The sequence below is a fragment of the Thermoprotei archaeon genome, from assembly GCA_038881895.1.
Lineage (GTDB): Archaea > Thermoproteota > Thermoprotei > Gearchaeales > WAQG01 > JAVZOV01.
In genome coordinates, this window is sequence record JAVZOV010000001.1 from 201,516 (window position 1) to 218,996 (window position 17,481).

General features: G+C 34.0%; 17 protein-coding genes and 1 tRNA gene. 13 read left to right on the forward strand and 5 right to left on the reverse strand.

What is annotated here, in order from left to right:
- The first annotated feature begins 4 nt into the window (after nucleotides 1-4).
- From QW128_01065 to QW128_01080, 4 genes are all read left to right on the forward strand, one after another.
- The gene (locus tag QW128_01065; protein ID MEM3832176.1) at nucleotides 5-1,321 is read left to right on the forward strand and encodes a DUF58 domain-containing protein; all 1,317 of its coding nucleotides are present in this window, start codon (nucleotides 5-7) and stop codon (nucleotides 1,319-1,321) included.
- On the forward strand, nucleotides 1,318-2,178 hold the full coding sequence (locus tag QW128_01070; protein ID MEM3832177.1) for a hypothetical protein: 861 nt from the start codon (nucleotides 1,318-1,320) through the stop codon (nucleotides 2,176-2,178). Before QW128_01065 ends, QW128_01070 begins: the two co-directional genes overlap by 4 nt.
- Nucleotides 2,175-3,932 carry a hypothetical protein gene (locus QW128_01075; protein ID MEM3832178.1) on the forward strand — a complete coding sequence of 586 codons (1,758 nt, stop codon included), beginning with the start codon at nucleotides 2,175-2,177 and terminating at the stop codon, nucleotides 3,930-3,932. The genes QW128_01070 and QW128_01075 overlap by 4 nt, the downstream gene beginning before the upstream one ends.
- 64 nt (nucleotides 3,933-3,996) lie before the next feature.
- On the forward strand, nucleotides 3,997-4,341 hold the full coding sequence (locus QW128_01080; protein MEM3832179.1) for a hypothetical protein: 345 nt from the start codon (nucleotides 3,997-3,999) through the stop codon (nucleotides 4,339-4,341).
- Nucleotides 4,342-4,347: 6 nt separating this feature from the next.
- Here QW128_01080 and QW128_01085 read toward each other — a convergent pair whose 3' ends face one another.
- On the reverse strand, nucleotides 4,348-5,106 hold the full coding sequence (locus tag QW128_01085; protein MEM3832180.1) for a winged helix-turn-helix domain-containing protein: 759 nt from the start codon (nucleotides 5,104-5,106) through the stop codon (nucleotides 4,348-4,350).
- 310 nt (nucleotides 5,107-5,416) lie between these two features.
- Here QW128_01085 and QW128_01090 point away from each other — a divergent pair, with 310 nt between their 5' ends.
- The 5 genes from QW128_01090 (at nucleotide 5,417) to QW128_01110 (ending at nucleotide 9,613) form a co-directional block, all read left to right on the forward strand.
- Nucleotides 5,417-5,689, forward strand: coding sequence for a hypothetical protein (locus tag QW128_01090; protein MEM3832181.1), 273 nt, complete (start codon nucleotides 5,417-5,419; stop codon nucleotides 5,687-5,689).
- 508 nt (nucleotides 5,690-6,197) lie between these two features.
- Complete coding sequence (locus tag QW128_01095) at nucleotides 6,198-6,293, forward strand: hypothetical protein (GenBank protein MEM3832182.1); 96 nt, start codon at nucleotides 6,198-6,200, stop codon at nucleotides 6,291-6,293.
- A gap of 467 nt (nucleotides 6,294-6,760) precedes the next feature.
- Nucleotides 6,761-7,609, forward strand: coding sequence for a polyamine aminopropyltransferase (speE, locus tag QW128_01100; GenBank protein ID MEM3832183.1), 849 nt, complete (start codon nucleotides 6,761-6,763; stop codon nucleotides 7,607-7,609).
- A complete protein-coding gene (locus tag QW128_01105; GenBank protein MEM3832184.1) occupies nucleotides 7,606-8,568 on the forward strand; it encodes a ribose 1,5-bisphosphate isomerase in 963 nt (320 codons plus the stop codon). The genes speE and QW128_01105 overlap by 4 nt, the downstream gene beginning before the upstream one ends.
- A gap of 4 nt (nucleotides 8,569-8,572) precedes the next feature.
- Nucleotides 8,573-9,613, forward strand: coding sequence for a hypothetical protein (locus tag QW128_01110; GenBank protein MEM3832185.1), 1,041 nt, complete (start codon nucleotides 8,573-8,575; stop codon nucleotides 9,611-9,613).
- Here the strand turns inward: QW128_01110 and glyA are convergent.
- Both glyA and QW128_01120 read right to left on the reverse strand, forming a co-directional pair.
- Nucleotides 9,607-10,917 (reverse strand): serine hydroxymethyltransferase, encoded by a 1,311-nt coding sequence (glyA, locus tag QW128_01115; protein MEM3832186.1) that lies wholly within the window; start codon nucleotides 10,915-10,917, stop codon nucleotides 9,607-9,609. The two genes, QW128_01110 and glyA, sit on opposite strands and share 7 nt — an antisense overlap.
- 25 nt (nucleotides 10,918-10,942) lie before the next feature.
- A complete protein-coding gene (locus QW128_01120; protein ID MEM3832187.1) occupies nucleotides 10,943-11,080 on the reverse strand; it encodes a hypothetical protein in 138 nt (45 codons plus the stop codon).
- A 252-nt stretch (nucleotides 11,081-11,332) separates the two neighbouring features.
- Here QW128_01120 and QW128_01125 point away from each other — a divergent pair, with 252 nt between their 5' ends.
- Both QW128_01125 and QW128_01130 read left to right on the forward strand, forming a co-directional pair.
- On the forward strand, nucleotides 11,333-11,767 hold the full coding sequence (locus QW128_01125; GenBank protein MEM3832188.1) for a DUF371 domain-containing protein: 435 nt from the start codon (nucleotides 11,333-11,335) through the stop codon (nucleotides 11,765-11,767).
- Between the two features lie 47 nt (nucleotides 11,768-11,814).
- Nucleotides 11,815-11,921 (forward strand) — tRNA-Ser (locus QW128_01130).
- Nucleotides 11,922-12,117: 196 nt separating this feature from the next.
- On the opposite strand, the gene QW128_01135 is transcribed toward QW128_01130, so the two are convergent.
- Both QW128_01135 and QW128_01140 read right to left on the reverse strand, forming a co-directional pair.
- On the reverse strand, nucleotides 12,118-13,254 hold the full coding sequence (locus QW128_01135) for a GTPase (protein MEM3832189.1): 1,137 nt from the start codon (nucleotides 13,252-13,254) through the stop codon (nucleotides 12,118-12,120).
- A complete protein-coding gene (locus QW128_01140; protein MEM3832190.1) occupies nucleotides 13,251-14,105 on the reverse strand; it encodes an NAD+ synthase in 855 nt (284 codons plus the stop codon). The genes QW128_01135 and QW128_01140 overlap by 4 nt, the downstream gene beginning before the upstream one ends.
- A gap of 217 nt (nucleotides 14,106-14,322) precedes the next feature.
- Between QW128_01140 and QW128_01145 the strand changes: the two genes are divergently transcribed.
- Nucleotides 14,323-15,150: a carbon-nitrogen hydrolase family protein gene (locus QW128_01145; protein ID MEM3832191.1), complete on the forward strand. Its 828-nt coding sequence runs from the start codon at nucleotides 14,323-14,325 to the stop codon at nucleotides 15,148-15,150.
- 233 nt (nucleotides 15,151-15,383) lie between these two features.
- On the forward strand, nucleotides 15,384-17,354 hold the full coding sequence (locus tag QW128_01150) for a type IA DNA topoisomerase (GenBank protein MEM3832192.1): 1,971 nt from the start codon (nucleotides 15,384-15,386) through the stop codon (nucleotides 17,352-17,354).
- Nucleotides 17,355-17,481: the final 127 nt, after the last annotated feature.

Here is a 17,481-nt window from a genome sequence, read left to right on the forward strand (position 1 = left end):
AGACATGCTTACAAAGCGCGGTTTCAGCATATTATCAATGCTTCCTGTCTATGTTTTTATCTCATGGGTATCAAATCAGCCAATTTTCATAGTTTCTGGAATGCTTATAATGTTTATTATAATTGTAGACTCTGTAATCTTTAAACTGAATTTTGAGAAGATTGCTTGGATCAATATCGAAAGAATTGTAGCACAGAATTATGTTGAAGTAGGTAGTGAATTGTTAGCACAACTTAAGATAATCAATATCTTAAATACTTCACTGGGACCACTCACTATCGAAGAAATAACTTCAGATTCTCTTAAAATAGTTAAATGGAACGATAAGAATACAGTAATTATACCTCCTAAGGGTACGATTCTATTAGAATATGTAATAAAAGTTCTAGGTTTAGGAAAACATAAAATTTATGGTACAAAAATTACGATTAATGATACTCTCGGTTTGTTTACTGCTAGTGTAATTGTTAAAAATGAATCATACATAATGACTAGACCCAACTTATCGTTAGTGATGCTTTCGATTGAACCTTTTATCAATGAATACTCTTATAGCGGACTTAGTAAAGCAATTAGCGGTTTGAGTAAAGAATTCGCTGAAATAAGACAATACCTTCCAGGTGACGATTATAAATCACTTGCATGGAAGATAATCTCTAAACGCCCAGATTACTCCCTCTTAGTTAAGGAATACGTACGTGAAGAGCACATAAACATTAAGATAGTATTAGATGCCAGCAATCATATGGCAAAAGGCCTTCCAGGAAAACGTAAAATTGATGTTATGATACTCTCAACAATTGCATTATGTTATATGGTTTCAAAACTAAAAGATAATGTTGATATACTCGTTTATCCCCACTTTATTAGGAGAGTTTTTACTCATAGAGATAAGAATCAGTTCCAGAATATAGTAAATTTTTTGAGCACAATAATGCCTGAAGGAGAACGCGACCTCATTAAACTTAATAACTATTTAAGAAATGTGATACGAAGAGGCGAATTAGTTTTCATAATCACTGATAGTGATGTGGTCCCTTTACATCTCCTCACTCTCATAAATAATATACGTATATTTAAAGGTACACCAATAATAGCACTCCTGAACACATCAAAGTTTTTGTACCCACCTGTAATGGATACTACAAAATTAATTGCTTATAACATTCTCACAACAGCTTATAATTCCTCATTAACAGGACTAAACAGATCATTAAAATCTAACAACATCATACATAATCTATGTGGCATGGACGATTGTGCGCAATGGTTACTTACACAATATGTCAAATTTAGAACATTAAAAGGTGTTGCACTGTGAAATACATAATTGTTCTCTTATATTCAGCATTCCTTATTCTGCTATTTATGATGGCAGATTATGCAAATTACTGGTCTGTATTGCATAAAAGTATAATAACACTTCTGAATTCTAGACCACTATATATTATAATTGTCGTTTTATTAATAACAACACCCATTTTATCAATATTTGAATCACATTTTAATCGGATGAAAAACCTAGATAAGTATTCTGATGAAATCTTCGGCTTACTGCTCATAATTGTGCTGGTTTGCATATTCATTTTTTATAACTCATCACTAATAGTGCTAGTTACAGAACCCTTATATATAATTTCGATTCTCATCGTATTTACACCACTAAGAATTATATTAGAACATCTTAGATCGTTGATAAAAGAAAACAATCCATTAAAGATTGGAATACTGACGGTTAATTTTTACATTTTTATGACAATAATAAGTGTCACTCAGACAATTGACATCAAGATCACAGGCAATTATTTGCAAGATTTTGGATTTAAATTTTCTATGTTGACATTGTACACAATTAGATATATACTACCATCAGTAACATTTCCAATCACCTTGGAGCAATCAATCACCTATATAAAAATGATTATTTTGAACTATAAATTACCAGAATCATTAGGGCTCCTCTTTATAATACTAATTGTCATCTTACTCTTCAAACCTGAAATAAATAAAAAGATTCATTCCGGCTCTATAGTCATGCTTTTTTACAGTTCCATAACACTCTTAGCATATCTTTTCTTGTTTAATGGCACACTGTTATCAACACTTCAACTAATTTCATCATGGATACTTTTACTATTAACAATTATCATATTATTAATATCAGGTGTATTGAAATGAAAGGCACTGTAATCTTCATGCTAACGCTTTTAATTCTCAACATGTTGAACGTTATTATTCAGCAAAACATTCCTGCATCAGGCTTTTCTACTAATAAATCACACTCATCTCTTGCTTTAAACCCCGTAATTGGGTCATCTGATCCTCAGCTTAGTATACCCTCAATATATCTGGGATACTCCAAATTTCTCCCATTCCATAATTATACTGCAAACGAAATAATGATATATAGTAGAGGAGACTCTCTCTGGATTCTTGTATCTAATACCTCAATCCCAACTAATATGAGCAAAAATGTGAGAATAATACTTATTAATCCAAAAAATGAAATCGCTGTAAACGCTACCATATCAGTCAATTTGCCTGTAAACATTTACAATTTTTCTTTCTCAGATTATTTAGGTTACTGGTTTCTTACAGTCCGTTCATTAGTTTATGCATTTGAATTTATTTATACTGTGCGGATACTTTTAGTAGATACTGCTCAGGATGTATCTGTAAATATTAAAAATCAATCATTAGCAATAAAACAGGGGTATCTAATATATACAGTCAATGGAACAATCGCATTTAGAAAACCGACTTCTGAGTACCAAGCACTACTTTTTCCGATATATAAATCGGTAAATACTACAGTAATCGGAATACATGGAGAACGAGTAAGAATAATCGGAAATGCGCAGATCACGAATGATATAGTAATTGATATTACATCGCCGCTCCAAATAGGCTTCCAAGTAAGTTTAAACATAGAAAGGCCTATCATATTAGAAAACTATTATACAACTGCATATCTATATTGGTATCCATCAATATACGAAGTCAAGAATACCACGCCTTCAGAGTATCATCGAATAACAATTCCGTTAAACAATTTAACAGTTGATCAACCTCTACGATTGAATATTAATTTATTAGATCCAAAGTCTCGACAGAGTTATGAAGCATATTCTTTTGATTTAGTATATTTACGTTCAATTGGAATATACCTATATACGATTAGCAGCAACATTTATTCGCATTCTATTATTAACGCAACATTTCAATCTGATTATAAAGGGTATGTCCATACGCCTTACATTTTAATAGTATTAAGCAGAACTTATGGAATATGGAGCACAAATGTGATTCCACTATTTCCACAATTTATAAAAATAAGTATAATTGATCAATTTAGCAAAAAATTATCAAATTATCAACTGGACGTAATTAACTCATCACTTTCATTCACTACTATTTTTTATGAAGGAGATACATATATAGTTCCAAGGGCTTTAAATAAATCATCGGATATTGTTCTCTATTATAACCTAACCATAAAAGAACACAACATCAACATCAATTATCATACCGGGAAAATATCGATACCATACGATCAGGTCATGCCCACTGTAATCATGAAAATTACGCTTTATAATCTCACAATTAACCTATATGCATGGAGTGAACCTTTAAACACTCCCTCTGATGTTAAAATACAAATTAGCAAGTTTGGTGATGGTAATGGCATCACTTCTCCTCAATCATCTACAATTGTTTTCAGACTGCCACCAGGACAATATAATATAAAAATATTCAACAATGATATAAACTGGTCTAAAAATGTTACTTTGAACTCTGATGTTCGAATAGATGCAGAGTTATACAACGAAGATCCAGTCCTTACATTCCTCATAATATTTATAGGTATAATAATTATAGCAAGCGAAATAACATTAGGAATCACGATATTCAGAAAAATCAAAAAAGCATAAAAATCTTTGAACATCATACTTTTGATCGCTCAACTTTATAAGTACCAGACTTTCTATTAATATTGTGAATCAAGCTAATGAGTTAAAAAAAGAAATAGTAAGCTTAATTGATGATAACACAGATGTGAATGTAAAAGCAGCTTTTTATGGTGATCCTGAAGTTACTAAGATTCTAGATAATCTATATGAGAGGTGGGAAAGCAATAACAATAAAAATGAACCTCTAGACTATGCCACAATAGATGAATTAAGGATTTTGACAATGAAAGCCAGATTTTATTATAATAATCCAATAGTAAGAAAGATTGGTGAATCGCCTGAAGACCTTCGTATTGTGCAAGAGAAACATAGCTTAAGTGAAACAATAAAACGTGTAATAAAAAGAGTGCTACTAGGTGGCGCAGATTAATAAAAATTATTTATATATAAATATAAGATTTATGTAAAGTAGAATTAATGATATTAATAAACCTTGTTCAACTCTCAAACCTTTCGTGTAAGCAAGGATGAATCCCAATATTATCAGAGACCATGATTGAAAAATCAAGAGAACATACTCATTTGAGAGATTAAACATAAATAAAAAACTATGCGTCACGTGTAACACAAAAATAGGTATCACACTTAACTCTAACAATAACAAATGACCAAACTTCCACTTATTAAAAAACAATGATGCTAACACATCACTAAAGAAGTATATTAATAACCAAGTTAACAATGAATAAACAATGTAATTCTTATTTGTGAATGTATAAAAGAATCCCAAAGGAGTTAAGTGAACCATATAAGGAATGTAAATATAGGAAATAAGCAACAGAGTTGTAAGAGGCAACCTAATCAAACGTCTTTCGCTTATCTTTGAAATGATCAGTGATAGCATTATCCCATATAGGATCTTTGTTGTTATGCTTTGTTTAGAGAATTCCACATTTTTTTCTGTTAACAATTTATAAGCTTCTTGCCCTTCTTCAGATAATGTGTACCGTTTATCAGATGTTTGAATTACTAACTTTTCAAGTATGTTTAAATGATAATAAAGCGATCCTACACTAATTCCAGTATAATTTTTTAGATCCGTAAACCTAACAGCGCCCCTCTCACCTATAAAAATTAAAATTTTTCTCCTAATCTCGCTACCAAGCACATCATACAGCTCATGCTTATCTTTCATACTGTTATAATATCATTGCGCCCGTTTATATTTTTAAAATGAATTATTACATATACTCTGATGATTTATAAAAGACTTCGTCAAGTTCTCAGATCTCATAAAAGAATTTCTTTCATATTCATATCATCAGTGATGTTCTATTCTGAAAACAATCTCTAAGAGGATTCATACTCATAGTTAAGAAAAGCTGGAGGTTAAAAGGTCATCATTTAAGTTTGTTCTATGACCTTTGTTGTAAGGTCTTCAGAGGCACTATTATAAATTACAACCAAAAACTTTTTATTTTTGCATTTCATGAGGAATATGTGATATGTCCGCTCAAAAGATACCTGAGAGGAGACTCCGCATAAGAAGAAAGGAAACAGTAAAAATTGGTAAGGCACATATAAATCCTGTAACTATGAAGGATTTGGGAATAGCAAGTAGGGTTGAGATTGTTTTAGTTGGTAAAAGACGGTTTACTTTTGATGCTGTAGAAGATGTTAATGTTCCATCAAATGAAGTTTGGATCAATAGTGATGATGCAAAAACTAATGGTATAGCGGACAATAGCATAGCAACAGTAAGAGCTGAACGTAGTTAACTTACTGGTAAGTTAATACTCTACCTTGGTTAAAATCAGGGTTGAGCAGCAGTTTCCAAATAGTTAACTTCATATGTTCTAGGGTAATGCTCTAATAGTTATGGTAGTGCTTGGTGTTCTATTCAACTATGAATCAAATCAGGAGGTTAGAGAACTCTTATAGAGGATTTTAGGGATATGGTGAACTTCTGCATTGAGAAAGCGTTTAAGATGAACGTAACCAGCTACGCCAGACTCAGGAAGCTCTGGGAATGGTAGAGGAAAGGGATTATTAGAGCTGTTAGGCTCCTAACGGGTAAGCTAAGATATCCTAAGAGAGGTTGAAAGGTTATGGAGGCGTCTTGACTGAGATGTTAAATATTTTTGCCACGTCTTTAGGTCTAAGCAGTTCCTAGCAATCTCTAGACATCATCAAGACTAAAGTAGTCAAGCTCTATTTAAATTTATCTCCTTTGAAACAGTTTCTAAGGGCATAGTCATAGAAGACTTGAAGGGAATACGTAAACACATGAACCATGGCAAGATGCTCAACCGAAGACTCCACTCATGGAACTTCAAGCCTGTGCCCGGTATGTGGTGGAAAATTAGCACCGAGTGTGCATAGGCTTTAAGGTGTAACTCATGCGGATACAAAAAGATAGAGATGTAATTACGTGTATTAATCTGCTCAGGATGTGGGGAGTTTCCGTTGACCCCGAAAGCCATCCATGAAACTTTGGCAGAGATGGAACGGATAGCAATAAAACGTTAACTATTCAACAACGGTCTTTCATTCCTAAACTTTCATTTAATATTCACGTTAATAAGGAAGTCTTTGGTTTTTGGGATGAATTGTTAAGCTTAATAAGTGTTTGGATGTGGTTCTGAATATAGCTCGCCTGTGGAGGCAAGGTTAATAGGCTAGCTGATACAGCCCTTAAATGAAATGGAATGAAGTTAAACCCAAAGGGTAATGAACAACAAACCAATGAAAACATTAAAACAAGAACCCAACCAACTTTAAACACAAAGAATATTGACATAAAATTAAATACTGGATTCTTAGAATATTCACTATAGAGGTAAGATATAATGAGTAAGTCAAGCGGAATTTTAATAAGTGAGCCAGTTTCGCCATATAGCAGATTAGTAGTGCCTCTCTCTAAGGTTATTGTTGATAAAAAAACTAGATATCAACATGTTATTATAGCAGAAACATTAGATTTTGGTAAAGTATTAGTGCTTGATGATTATATACAATCAAGTAGTAATGATGAATTCTATTATCATGAATCGTTAGTTCATCCTGCACTTTTTACTCATCCAAATCCTCAGGATGTACTTATAATTGGTGGTGGTGAAGGAGCAACGTTGCGTGAGGTTCTTAAACATGGAACTGTTAAGAAAGCTGTAATGGTTGACATTGATGGAGAATTACTGGATATTACTAAAGAATATCTGAGCGAAATGCATCAAGGGTCTTTTTTCGATCCGAGATCTGTAGTTCTAGTTGATGATGGTTTTAAATATGTTATGAATACTCAGAATAAGTTTGATGTCGTTATCATAGATTTGATAGACCCATACATAGCTGAGAGTATAGCGTCACCTTTATACGAGAAATATTTTTATGAAAGAGTTAAATCAATATTAAATGATGGAGGAATAATGGTTACTCAAGCAGGAAACTCATTTTTCTATAAAGATATATATCAAAAAGTTCTGTTAAACATACATCAAGTTTTTCCAATAGTCAGGGAATATGATATTTGGATTCCGTGTTATGGATATTCTGTAAATTACATACTCGGATCTCTCGCGAATGATCCTGGCAAATTAGATGCACAAACAATAAGATCTCTTATGATTCAACGTAATGTGAAAACACGTTTTTACTCACCAAAAATACATTTAAATTGGTTTAGGGATGATGACATATGAGTATACCACAAGTAATTCTTGATACTGCACAAAAAATAATGAACAAAGAAATTCGTGGCTCAACTCAATCAGCCATTGAGGCAATGAACGCATTAGTAACCGGTCTTCATACAATAAAGGCGAACTCTATTGAGGAAATAGAAAATGATGTTAGAGAGTGGGGAAGAATACTTTTAAGTGCTCGCCCATCAAATATAATGCTCGCAAATAGCATAAGATACGTTTTAGATAAACTCAAAGACATGAGGACATATAGTTTTAATGAGGCAGTGGAACGTATAACCCAGGATATAGTAAAACTTTCAGAAAAAATTAATGAGGCTGTTCAATTAATAACATTGATAGCATCACGACGTATAGAAGATGGAGATGTAATATTAACACACAGTTTAAGCACTACAGTACTAAAAGCACTATTTGCAGCTCAAGACGCAGGAAAAAATATATCGGTCATAGTCACTGAATCACGTCCTGATTTTGAAGGACGTATAACGGCGAGTCAACTTGCCTCTAAAGGTATTCCTGTAACATTAATAGTAGACTCTGCAGTAAGATATGTGATGAAGGATGTCGATAAAGTTATAATAGGAGCTGAAGCTGTGGCAGCAAACGGTGCAATAGTAAATAAAATAGGAACATCAGTAGTAGCAATGGTAGCATACGAAGCACGCGTTCGTGTTCACGTATTAGCTGGCACATACAAGTTCAGTCCAGAAACGATGATAGGAATTCCAATAAAAATTGAGGAAAGAGATCCCACTGTTATACTACCTGATGAGGTTAGAAAATCATATGGCTTGTTTAACGTTAAAGTAAGGGCTCCTATCTACGATTTAACACCACCGGAATACATTGATATGATAATTACAGAACGAGGAGTATTCCCACCACAAGCAGCGATACTCATTCTTAAAGAAAGCTACGGCTGGCCACCATTAAATCTTAACTTAACAATATAACACCATGGATGGTATAAACCGAGTAATAAGAGATAAAGAATACCTTGAATGGAATAAAATATATTATCATGTAGTGGGTTACGAACATCCACCAGGGTATGCTCTAGCCTTTCCAAAGTATGCACCAACCGATAAGAAAACACCATGGTATAATGGTACAACTTATTATGAACGTCTCATACCGCACTACGGTGCTGAAGGCATTGATGCATCTATAAGCAAAATAAAGGAAAAAATAAAAAGCCTTACACGATGGGACAATGTTTTTGGTGCAAACGTTCCATTAATACCATTAGATCAGGTTAAAACAATATACATACCTGAAACACGATTGTCCATCCTAGAAGGGAGAGATACTCTTGAACGTTTAGCATTAGAGTTAGTTGATATATTAAGTTCATACAGTAACATACCAAAGAACTTCTTCGGAGTAACCGGGACATTACTGATTGGAATACACAATGAACAAATTTCAGATATTGACTTAACAATTTCAGGCAAAAATTTAACAGAAAAAATTAAAGACACGCTTAACTCAATTTTAGAAGATAGATCAAAAGGTTTCTCACGATACTCAATAAAAAATATTATTAACGATGCCTCCCATCACGGATTATACAGCACAAATATCTATCAATTATTCAATAGAATTTGGCATAAAGGATTTTTCAAAAAGAAACCATTCTCAATATCTCCAATAAAAACTGAGCAAGAAACTACAAATACTTACGGGAAATATATTTATAGATCCCTAGGACCAATAGAATTAACAGCTATAATAAATAAACCTATAGATCCATTCTTTTCACCAATACGTTATGAGTTATGCAACGTATCAATACTCTCAGGACTACAGCTGACAGTAAATGAGTTAGTAAGTTATGATAGCTTTTATCTAGACTTACTAAAAGTTGGCGATAGAATCTATGTGAAAGGATTATTACAGGAAGTTTTTGATACTTTAAATAAAGCAAAAACCTTCAGAGTAGCAATTGGTGTAAGGGAAGTAAAAACATTATTAAAGATAGAGCAAAATCATCAGTAAATTAATGGAAGTTCTTTTAATGGTTCTTGTAGTTCTAAGTCGAAAGTATAGTGAATCTTAGTAAATTTAGATCGAAAATCTATGACATCCCTCTTTATAATCTCTGGATTGATCTTATCAATAAGAACCTTCTTCATTAACTCTGCAATATATTTCATATCATTTTCTCTAAATCCCCATCTGGTAAGCTCTTGAACGCCTAACCTTAAACCAGATGGGTCCTTTACCATTTCAGGCGTATCTCCTGGAATCATATTCTTATTTACTATTATATTAGCATGTTCAAGGGTAACAGCTGCATTAGTTCCTCCACCTAACTCGCGCACATTCAAAACCACTTGATGAGTTTTCGTAAAACCACTCTTCTCGCCAAGTACTTTAAACCCACTCTCATAAAGGGCCTGCGCCAATGCTTTCGAATTCCTTATTATTTGCTCAGCGTACGCTTCACCAAAATATTTCATTTCAATACCTGTAATGGCTGTAGCTGCAAGTCTGTGTAAGTGATGATTTGAAACAAACACTGGAAATATCGTTTTACGATATGCCTTATAAATCTCTTCTATATTAGTCATTGCAATACCACCCTGAGGTCCAGGAAACGTTTTATGAGTGGAACTTGTGACTATATGAGCTCCATCATCTAACGGATTCGGAAAACGTTTACCAGCAATTAACCCTAGCACATGAGCAGCATCATATATTAAGTATCCTCCCACATCTTCAACAGCAGGAAGCAATTCTTTTACTGGATGTGGAAATAGATAAAGCGAACCACCCAGTATAACAAGTCTCGGCCTAACCTCTTTAATAAGCTTAATAGCACTATCGACATCTATATTCATCTCTTCCGCATTAAAAGGTAATGATATCTCCTCAAATCCTAATGCACCGAGCACACCAAATTTTGTATGACTAACATGAGAACCAGCATAAACGGGTGTTACCAATGCTTTTGTCCCTCTAACACCTAAAACATAAAACGCATTAGCATTAGCTATAGTACCGGAAATTGGTCTTAAATCAACATACTTAGCATTAAATAACTCACCCATTACCTTATTTGCGTACACTTCAATCTCATCAATATAGATAAGACCTTGATAATATCTTTTATAAGGTAATCCTTCAGCGTACCTGTGCATCGCATCACTGAGATAAACCATATCTACAAGAGGGGATGTGACGTTCTCAGACGCAATCATATTAATTGTTTCATATCCACGCCATCTATTATGCTTTTGAACTAATTCAATAACTTCTTTAGCTTCATTAGGAATATTCTTTAAAAGACGCTCATCCATATTACCACCACTTTACTGTAATAAACTAACCTAAATAAGTGTTATTATGAGAATTCTCTATATTCATAACATCAAGTTCATCCTTCACCATGTTAACAAAATATTTAACAACTCTCTTCTTCATACCAGCTTTTATTAAAATATTAATAATCTGTTCCAACATTAATCTTGCATAACACATTTGATTAAAATTAACTTAAACAAGCAAATTGCAGTTAAAATCATACGCTTCAAGATACAAATGAATAGTTTAACTGAATTCTTATAATAATAGAAGCAAAAGCAGTTAAGAAATCTTCAACGCTTCTAGTTCACTCCTTATATAAAGATATAATCCTAAATGATGAAAATGATCACGCTTTAGAGTGGTGAGAAAATTAGATAAACAATATATGAATCTTGATAATCAGAAAATATGATGCATGCAATCGATGTAATCTATGCAAAAGGGCATCCAAACATATTAGCTACTCATAGAACTACGTTCGAAATTACCAAGGAAAAATATCTCACAAAGAGGGGTAATTGTATAATAGGTATAGATGCAAATAAATCAGTCTTGGATTTAGACCCCTTATTAAAAAAATTAATCAGAACAGAGAACTCAAAAATTATACTACTACTAGAATCTAACAATGTCATAGAAGAGGTTCATGGTAAAGGCAGTTCAAAACTTACTCTAAACAATCCAGCAAGCATTGTGATAAGAAAAAGTAACTATATATCAGATAGAACACTAATGATAAACGCTGATAAAGCAGCAGCTGATATAAGACGTGATCTCATAGAACACCTGCGTAAACCCAATAGCCTGTTAAAAATTACTGTTATCGCAGAGGTCATACCTTAATATCTTAAAAATTTATTAACAATGATTTTTAAGATATATATGCAGGTGCCGGGGTGACCGAGTGGTAAAGGTGGCGGCCTCGAGATCTATTATAAAAGGGGGACATGAAAGCCGTTGCCCTTTGGGCACGTGGGTTCGAATCCCACCCCCGGCGTTAAAATAAAACTACTCAATGTTTATATTATTCTAGAAATTTGAAACTCTACATAGCTAAAGTTAGAAGATTTCTGTTTCTTTTAATAAGCCTTTCATCATACTGACTGGGCGCTGTCATGTGTGTCTGTTTTTAGGACTTAGAAGGAGATCAGAGTTTTTGCTCTGTGAATTAATTATTAATAATTGATTTGATGCTAGTAGTGTGTGTTCATTCTTGTCTGTTCGATTTGTTTTTCGTCGACACTTTTTTTGCTAATGTTTATTGCTGTTTGTATGAGTTGTTTAATGTTGATTTTTTGTTGTGCTGAGATAGGTATTATGGGTGCTGGATTAAAAATCTGTTTAAGTATTTCGATTCTTTCGTTTATGATTTGTTCATCTAATAGGTCTATCTTGTTTGCTGCTATTACTATTTTATCCATATTGATGGAGAGTTCTTTTAGTATTGATGCTACGGTCTGAGTTCTGTATTTAAGGATTATTGGTTGATCAGATATGTCGATGACACTGATTATTGAATCTGATAGTCTTATATCGTCGAGTGTTAATCTGAATGAATGTATCATTCTGGGATCTAATCCAGTCGCAAATCCTATTGTGTCGATTAGTAGATATCGTTTACCGCCTGTTCTGCATAAGTAATACTTACTTGAGAGCGTGGTGAATGGTTTACCTAGGGCAGGTCTTCTTAGGTTTGTTAAGTTGTTAAATAGTGTTGTCTTTCCAGCACCGTAATATCCTGAGAGAGCTATTATTGGTAAACCTAATGATCTTCTCTGTTTTAATTGCATATAACGTTTTATACGAGCATGTTCTATTTCATTTTCTAGTTGGTTAATGCGTCTTTTTAGTTGTCCTATGGTTTTATGATAGGCATATTCACCTGAACTCTTTGGTCCAGGTTTATTCTTAAAGTAACGTATTGAAGCTTTTAATTTCTCATACGGCATAAACTTTAATAATTTGGCTAACTCAATTTGTAGTTTTGAAATTTTATCAGATGCATTTTGGTCAAATATTTCTAACGTGAGATCATACCTATCAAGTACTTTCACGTTAAGCATTCTCTCAAGGTTTAATTTTTGGATACTGTTCATTATATTATAAAGTATCAATGCCTCAATACCATCTTCTCTTATTTTGGTTTTAAGTTCATTAACTTTACCCGAGCCAAAAAGAAAACTAACGTTCTCTTTAGGCATAGTTTGTATAACTACACCAACAGGTTCGTAACCAATAGAACGAGCCATGTTACTTAAATCCTCAATATGTAACTTGTAAAGTATATGATCGTGCACATCAGTTTTTACATAACCTATTACGCATTTCACTCTAAAAGCTCACCGCTCATAAACGGTATTCTGAAGCCTATACCATAACCTCTGGAACCAACCTGTACAATCATAGGTCCACGCCTTTTATGTTCATTAGATAAAACTCTGTTATATATCGACCTAACTAAATCTTCACTTACATTAAGTTTTTCTGAGACTGTCCTCGCATCAAGCCTAAGATCAACTAAGGCATATAATATTGGATCGATTATATCATAACTTAGTCCTAATTCCGTCTCAGCCATTTGACCAGCCCAAAGCCTTGGGCTACTCTTTTTTAACAGGATATTCTCAGGCACTTCTAAGTATTTTCCTAACTCTCTAACCTGTGTTTTATAAAGATCTGCGATGGGCATGAAATCTGAAGCTCCATCACCGTACTTTGTGAAATATCCAAGGAGTATTTCGCTCTTATCACCTGTACCTACAACTAAATAATTTTTAACATTTGCATAATAGTACAGAATCACCATTCTTATACGTGCCCTGATATTACCTCTTGAAACTTGATCACTATTCGGTATAAGAGCCTCTATATTTTTCACATAATTCGTAATATCTACAATGCGATATTCAATGTCAAGCTTTTTTGCTACAGAAAGAGCATCCTTTATATCCTCTTCAGGAGTTACATTAGCTTCGGGCATTATTAATCCGAACACATTTTTATTTCCTAAAGCTTTAACACACAAATAAGCAGTAACTGTAGAATCTATACCACCACTTAACCCTATTACTATACCGCTTCTGTTAGATTTAATTATGAAATCCTTTATAAAACTAGTAATCCTAGAAACGACGCGCTCACTATCAATTTTTAATTGTTGATATGCACCCTGAACACTCATGTTAATTAAATTATCTTACAGGAATTTATTAAATTAACTCTTTAAAAGCCCTCTAGTTAATGGTTTCAATAGGTCGGCTTAATGAATGAGCATCATTTTTGAAAAACTCTACCCAGTCGCTTAAGACCTAAATATCAGCTTCAGATACGGAAAGCAGAGTTCTGAATCTTCATGTAAATTTATTAGCATGTCGGTAAAATAAGATATTTGGTGTTACATGAGAACAATAACAGTTGCGTTAGCCCAGATACAATCAATACCTGCTTCAAAAGAGGCTAATTTAAAAAAGATGTACGAATATGTGGATAGGGCTGTGGATATGGGTGCTCATTTTGTTCTTTTTCCCGAGCTAGCCCTAACTAGTTATGCATTAAAGGATTTATTTTATAAGGTTGCCGAACCAGTACCTGGACCTTCTACTGAAAAAATGATATCTAAAGCAAGAGAGAAAAATGTTTATATTGGTTTTGGAATGCCTGAGAGAAGTCTCAATGATCCTGGTGTTATATACAATTCTATGGTTTTAGTAGGACCACAAGGGTTAATAGGAAAGTATAGAAAAATATACTTACCTACATATGGAGTTTTTGAGGAGGGTAGGTATTTTAGAAATGGAGCAACACCTATAGCAGTTGATACTCAGTTTGGTCGCATTGGTCTTGAAATCTGTTTTGATTTGTTCTTCCCGGAACTCACAAGATTGTTGGTGTTGAGAGGGGCTCATACTATATTCGTTATTTCAGTTTCGCCTGATATGAGCAGAAACTTCTTTGAATTATTTACACAAGCTCGCGCTCTCGAAAACACTGTTAACGTAGTATACGTTAATGCGGTAGGGAATGAGGAAGGCTTGGGATATTGGGGAGGAAGTCATGCAGTTGATGCGCGTGGTAAAGTATTAGTGAAAGCAAAGTATTTTGAGGAGGATTTAGTTACAGCATCGATAAACTTGGATGATTTTTATGCAGCCAAAGAAAGTAGACCATTATTGAAACACTATAATCCAGAAATATGTAGATTGTGTGCCGAAGAAAAAGACATATAGTGTAAGGTGATGACGTGTATAGATTGACACTCTCCACGGCTGAAGCCGGGAGATTCTCGGTTTGTCGTGGGGCTTCCACTCATTCTACCGAGTTCGGGCTGTGTCAAACCAGCCCCTGCTATGGACATGTAGTCCATGGCCCGCTTGCTGGAACCACCCCCGCCTTTCTCGGTTCGGAGCCTTACTCCAGCTTTCGGACGTCCGAACTACATGCGAGCGACCCGCTCAAGGAGATGGTGGAATTGGAGGAATATAAACTTAACGGCGATTCATCTCCACGACCGAAGTCGGAAGCCTTCTCGCCGAAAGAGCGGATAATACTTGCAGAAAAACCTGATGTTGCACGACGAATTGTTAAAGCGTTGTTTGGTTCTAGATATAAAGAGATTGAATTTAAAAAAGGTGTCAAAATTTACACTGCAAAAGACGATTACGGTAACACGGTCTATGTTGTATCTGCCTCTGGACATTTGTATACTCTGGATTTTCTGGAAGAATATAATAAGGGTTGGCGTTACCCAGTTTTACCACCGATTAATCATTATAGATATGTACCAATCGATGGTAAACAACATTTTTTAGATGCTATCAAATACATACTTACACAACTTAACGATCCAGAAATTATAGTAGCAACAGACCTGGATAGAAGAGGGAGTTATATAGCAATGCAGATACTTGGATCATTGATCAAGATTCCACTACATTCACCTAAAATAAAAAGAATGGAGTTTAACTCTCTTACTGAAGATGAGTTAAGAAAATCTTATGAGAACTTAAAACCTATGGATATAAGCCGGGCATATGCAGGCTTGTCACAAGACCGTTTAGATCTATTATGGGGAGCAAATCTCACTAGAGCGTTAACGTGGTCTTATCGAAGGTCTGGTGGAAGAGATAAGAGAGTGATTAGTGCAGGGCGTGTTCAGACACCAACACTTAGATTAGTTTACGAACGAATTAGAGAGATTGAAAACTTTAAACCTCAAAAATTTTATGTAATAAAGGCTACATTCCAAACATCCAAAGGGGAACAGTTTGATGCAACACTTACAGTTAACAATGAGTCTAGAATTTTTAATAAAAGTAAAGCCGAATCATATGCTAACTTGGCACGTAATGTAGGATGGGGAATAGCTGATGTTAAAACTAGATTAGAATATGTTAAACCACCCATACCATTCTCAATATCAGACCTTCAAAGTGAATCACAAAGACTTTACGGATTTGAACCAACAAAAACAAAATCTCTAGCTCAATCTCTTTACGAAAAAGCACTAATATCATATCCGAGATCAGGATCCACCATGTTTGATACAAGTCCTGGAAAGCATGACAAAGCATACTTCAAAAAAATATTAACTGCACTCTATTCGTATAAGCCTGACTTGGTGAAATTTGTACAAGATATAACAAATTTTCTGCCTAGGCAAGGAGATAAATTTGATGGAGCACATCCACCAATACATGCTGTAAAATCTATAAATGATACACGCCTAAGTCATGATGAATTAAAATTGTACGAACTAATATTTAGAAGAACACTAGCAATTCTTTCCCCCGATTCGCACATAAAACGTATATCAATAACAGTCGATGTTGCTAACCTCTTCTTCAAAACAGATGGAAATATCATTTTAACACAAGGATGGTTAAAAGTTTATCCTTACTCAAAAATACATGAAGAGCGACTACCAGACATAAATCCTAATGAAAAATTACGAATAATAAAGGTAAGAATAGAAGAAGATGAAACTAAACCGCCACCGCACTATACACAATCGTCACTTATTAAAACTATGGAAAAATTAGGGTTAGGAACACCAGCAACCAGGGATGAAGAAGTTCGAATATTGTTGCAACGAAGTTACATCACAGGAAAAACTAAACTGACAATAACACCCCTAGGTAAAGCAGTAATAGAAGCACTAGTAAATAAAGTTCCAGAAATAACAACACCAGAAATGACCGCAAACATGGAAAAATTACTAGACCAAATAGAAAACGCAAAATTAGACCCAACAACGTTCTACGCAATGACAATCAAAGAAGTCAACAAAGCACTAGAAAAATTTAAAGGTTATGAAAAGCAAATCGGTGAAACATTAGTAAAATCATTATTATTACATCCAATCACCACTAGAAAGTATAAACCCAAAAAACGCTATAAAGGCCCAAGCTTCAATGATTATTTAGTAGAATGAGAACATTTCTAACCTTAAGTCTTTTATATCTTATTCAAAGTCCTTTGAGATTGATGAGAGTCTTATGAGCAGGAATAGTGTAGAATAGTGGGACATACATTAGATCAAAAACCTATAAAAATTTCTG

What these genes read in the sequence shown, in the direction of transcription:
- QW128_01075 (MEM3832178.1), top strand. Translation starts at nt 2,175, where the DNA reads ATGAAAGGCACTGTAATCTTCATGCTAACGCTTTTAATTCTCAACATG.
- QW128_01145 (MEM3832191.1), top strand. Translation starts at nt 14,323, where the DNA reads ATGAGAACAATAACAGTTGCGTTAGCCCAGATACAATCAATACCTGCT.
- QW128_01095 (MEM3832182.1), top strand. Translation starts at nt 6,198, where the DNA reads ATGAACCATGGCAAGATGCTCAACCGAAGACTCCACTCATGGAACTTC.
- QW128_01140 (MEM3832190.1), bottom strand. Translation starts at nt 14,105, where the DNA reads ATGAGTGTTCAGGGTGCATATCAACAATTAAAAATTGATAGTGAGCGC.
- speE (MEM3832183.1), top strand. Translation starts at nt 6,761, where the DNA reads ATGAGTAAGTCAAGCGGAATTTTAATAAGTGAGCCAGTTTCGCCATAT.
- QW128_01150 (MEM3832192.1), top strand. Translation starts at nt 15,384, where the DNA reads ATGGTGGAATTGGAGGAATATAAACTTAACGGCGATTCATCTCCACGA.
- QW128_01120 (MEM3832187.1), bottom strand. Translation starts at nt 11,080, where the DNA reads ATGTTGGAACAGATTATTAATATTTTAATAAAAGCTGGTATGAAGAAG.
- QW128_01090 (MEM3832181.1), top strand. Translation starts at nt 5,417, where the DNA reads ATGTCCGCTCAAAAGATACCTGAGAGGAGACTCCGCATAAGAAGAAAG.
- QW128_01125 (MEM3832188.1), top strand. Translation starts at nt 11,333, where the DNA reads ATGATGCATGCAATCGATGTAATCTATGCAAAAGGGCATCCAAACATA.
- QW128_01105 (MEM3832184.1), top strand. Translation starts at nt 7,606, where the DNA reads ATGAGTATACCACAAGTAATTCTTGATACTGCACAAAAAATAATGAAC.
- QW128_01065 (MEM3832176.1), top strand. Translation starts at nt 5, where the DNA reads ATGCTTACAAAGCGCGGTTTCAGCATATTATCAATGCTTCCTGTCTAT.
- QW128_01110 (MEM3832185.1), top strand. Translation starts at nt 8,573, where the DNA reads ATGGATGGTATAAACCGAGTAATAAGAGATAAAGAATACCTTGAATGG.
- QW128_01085 (MEM3832180.1), bottom strand. Translation starts at nt 5,106, where the DNA reads ATGAAAGATAAGCATGAGCTGTATGATGTGCTTGGTAGCGAGATTAGG.
- glyA (MEM3832186.1), bottom strand. Translation starts at nt 10,917, where the DNA reads ATGGATGAGCGTCTTTTAAAGAATATTCCTAATGAAGCTAAAGAAGTT.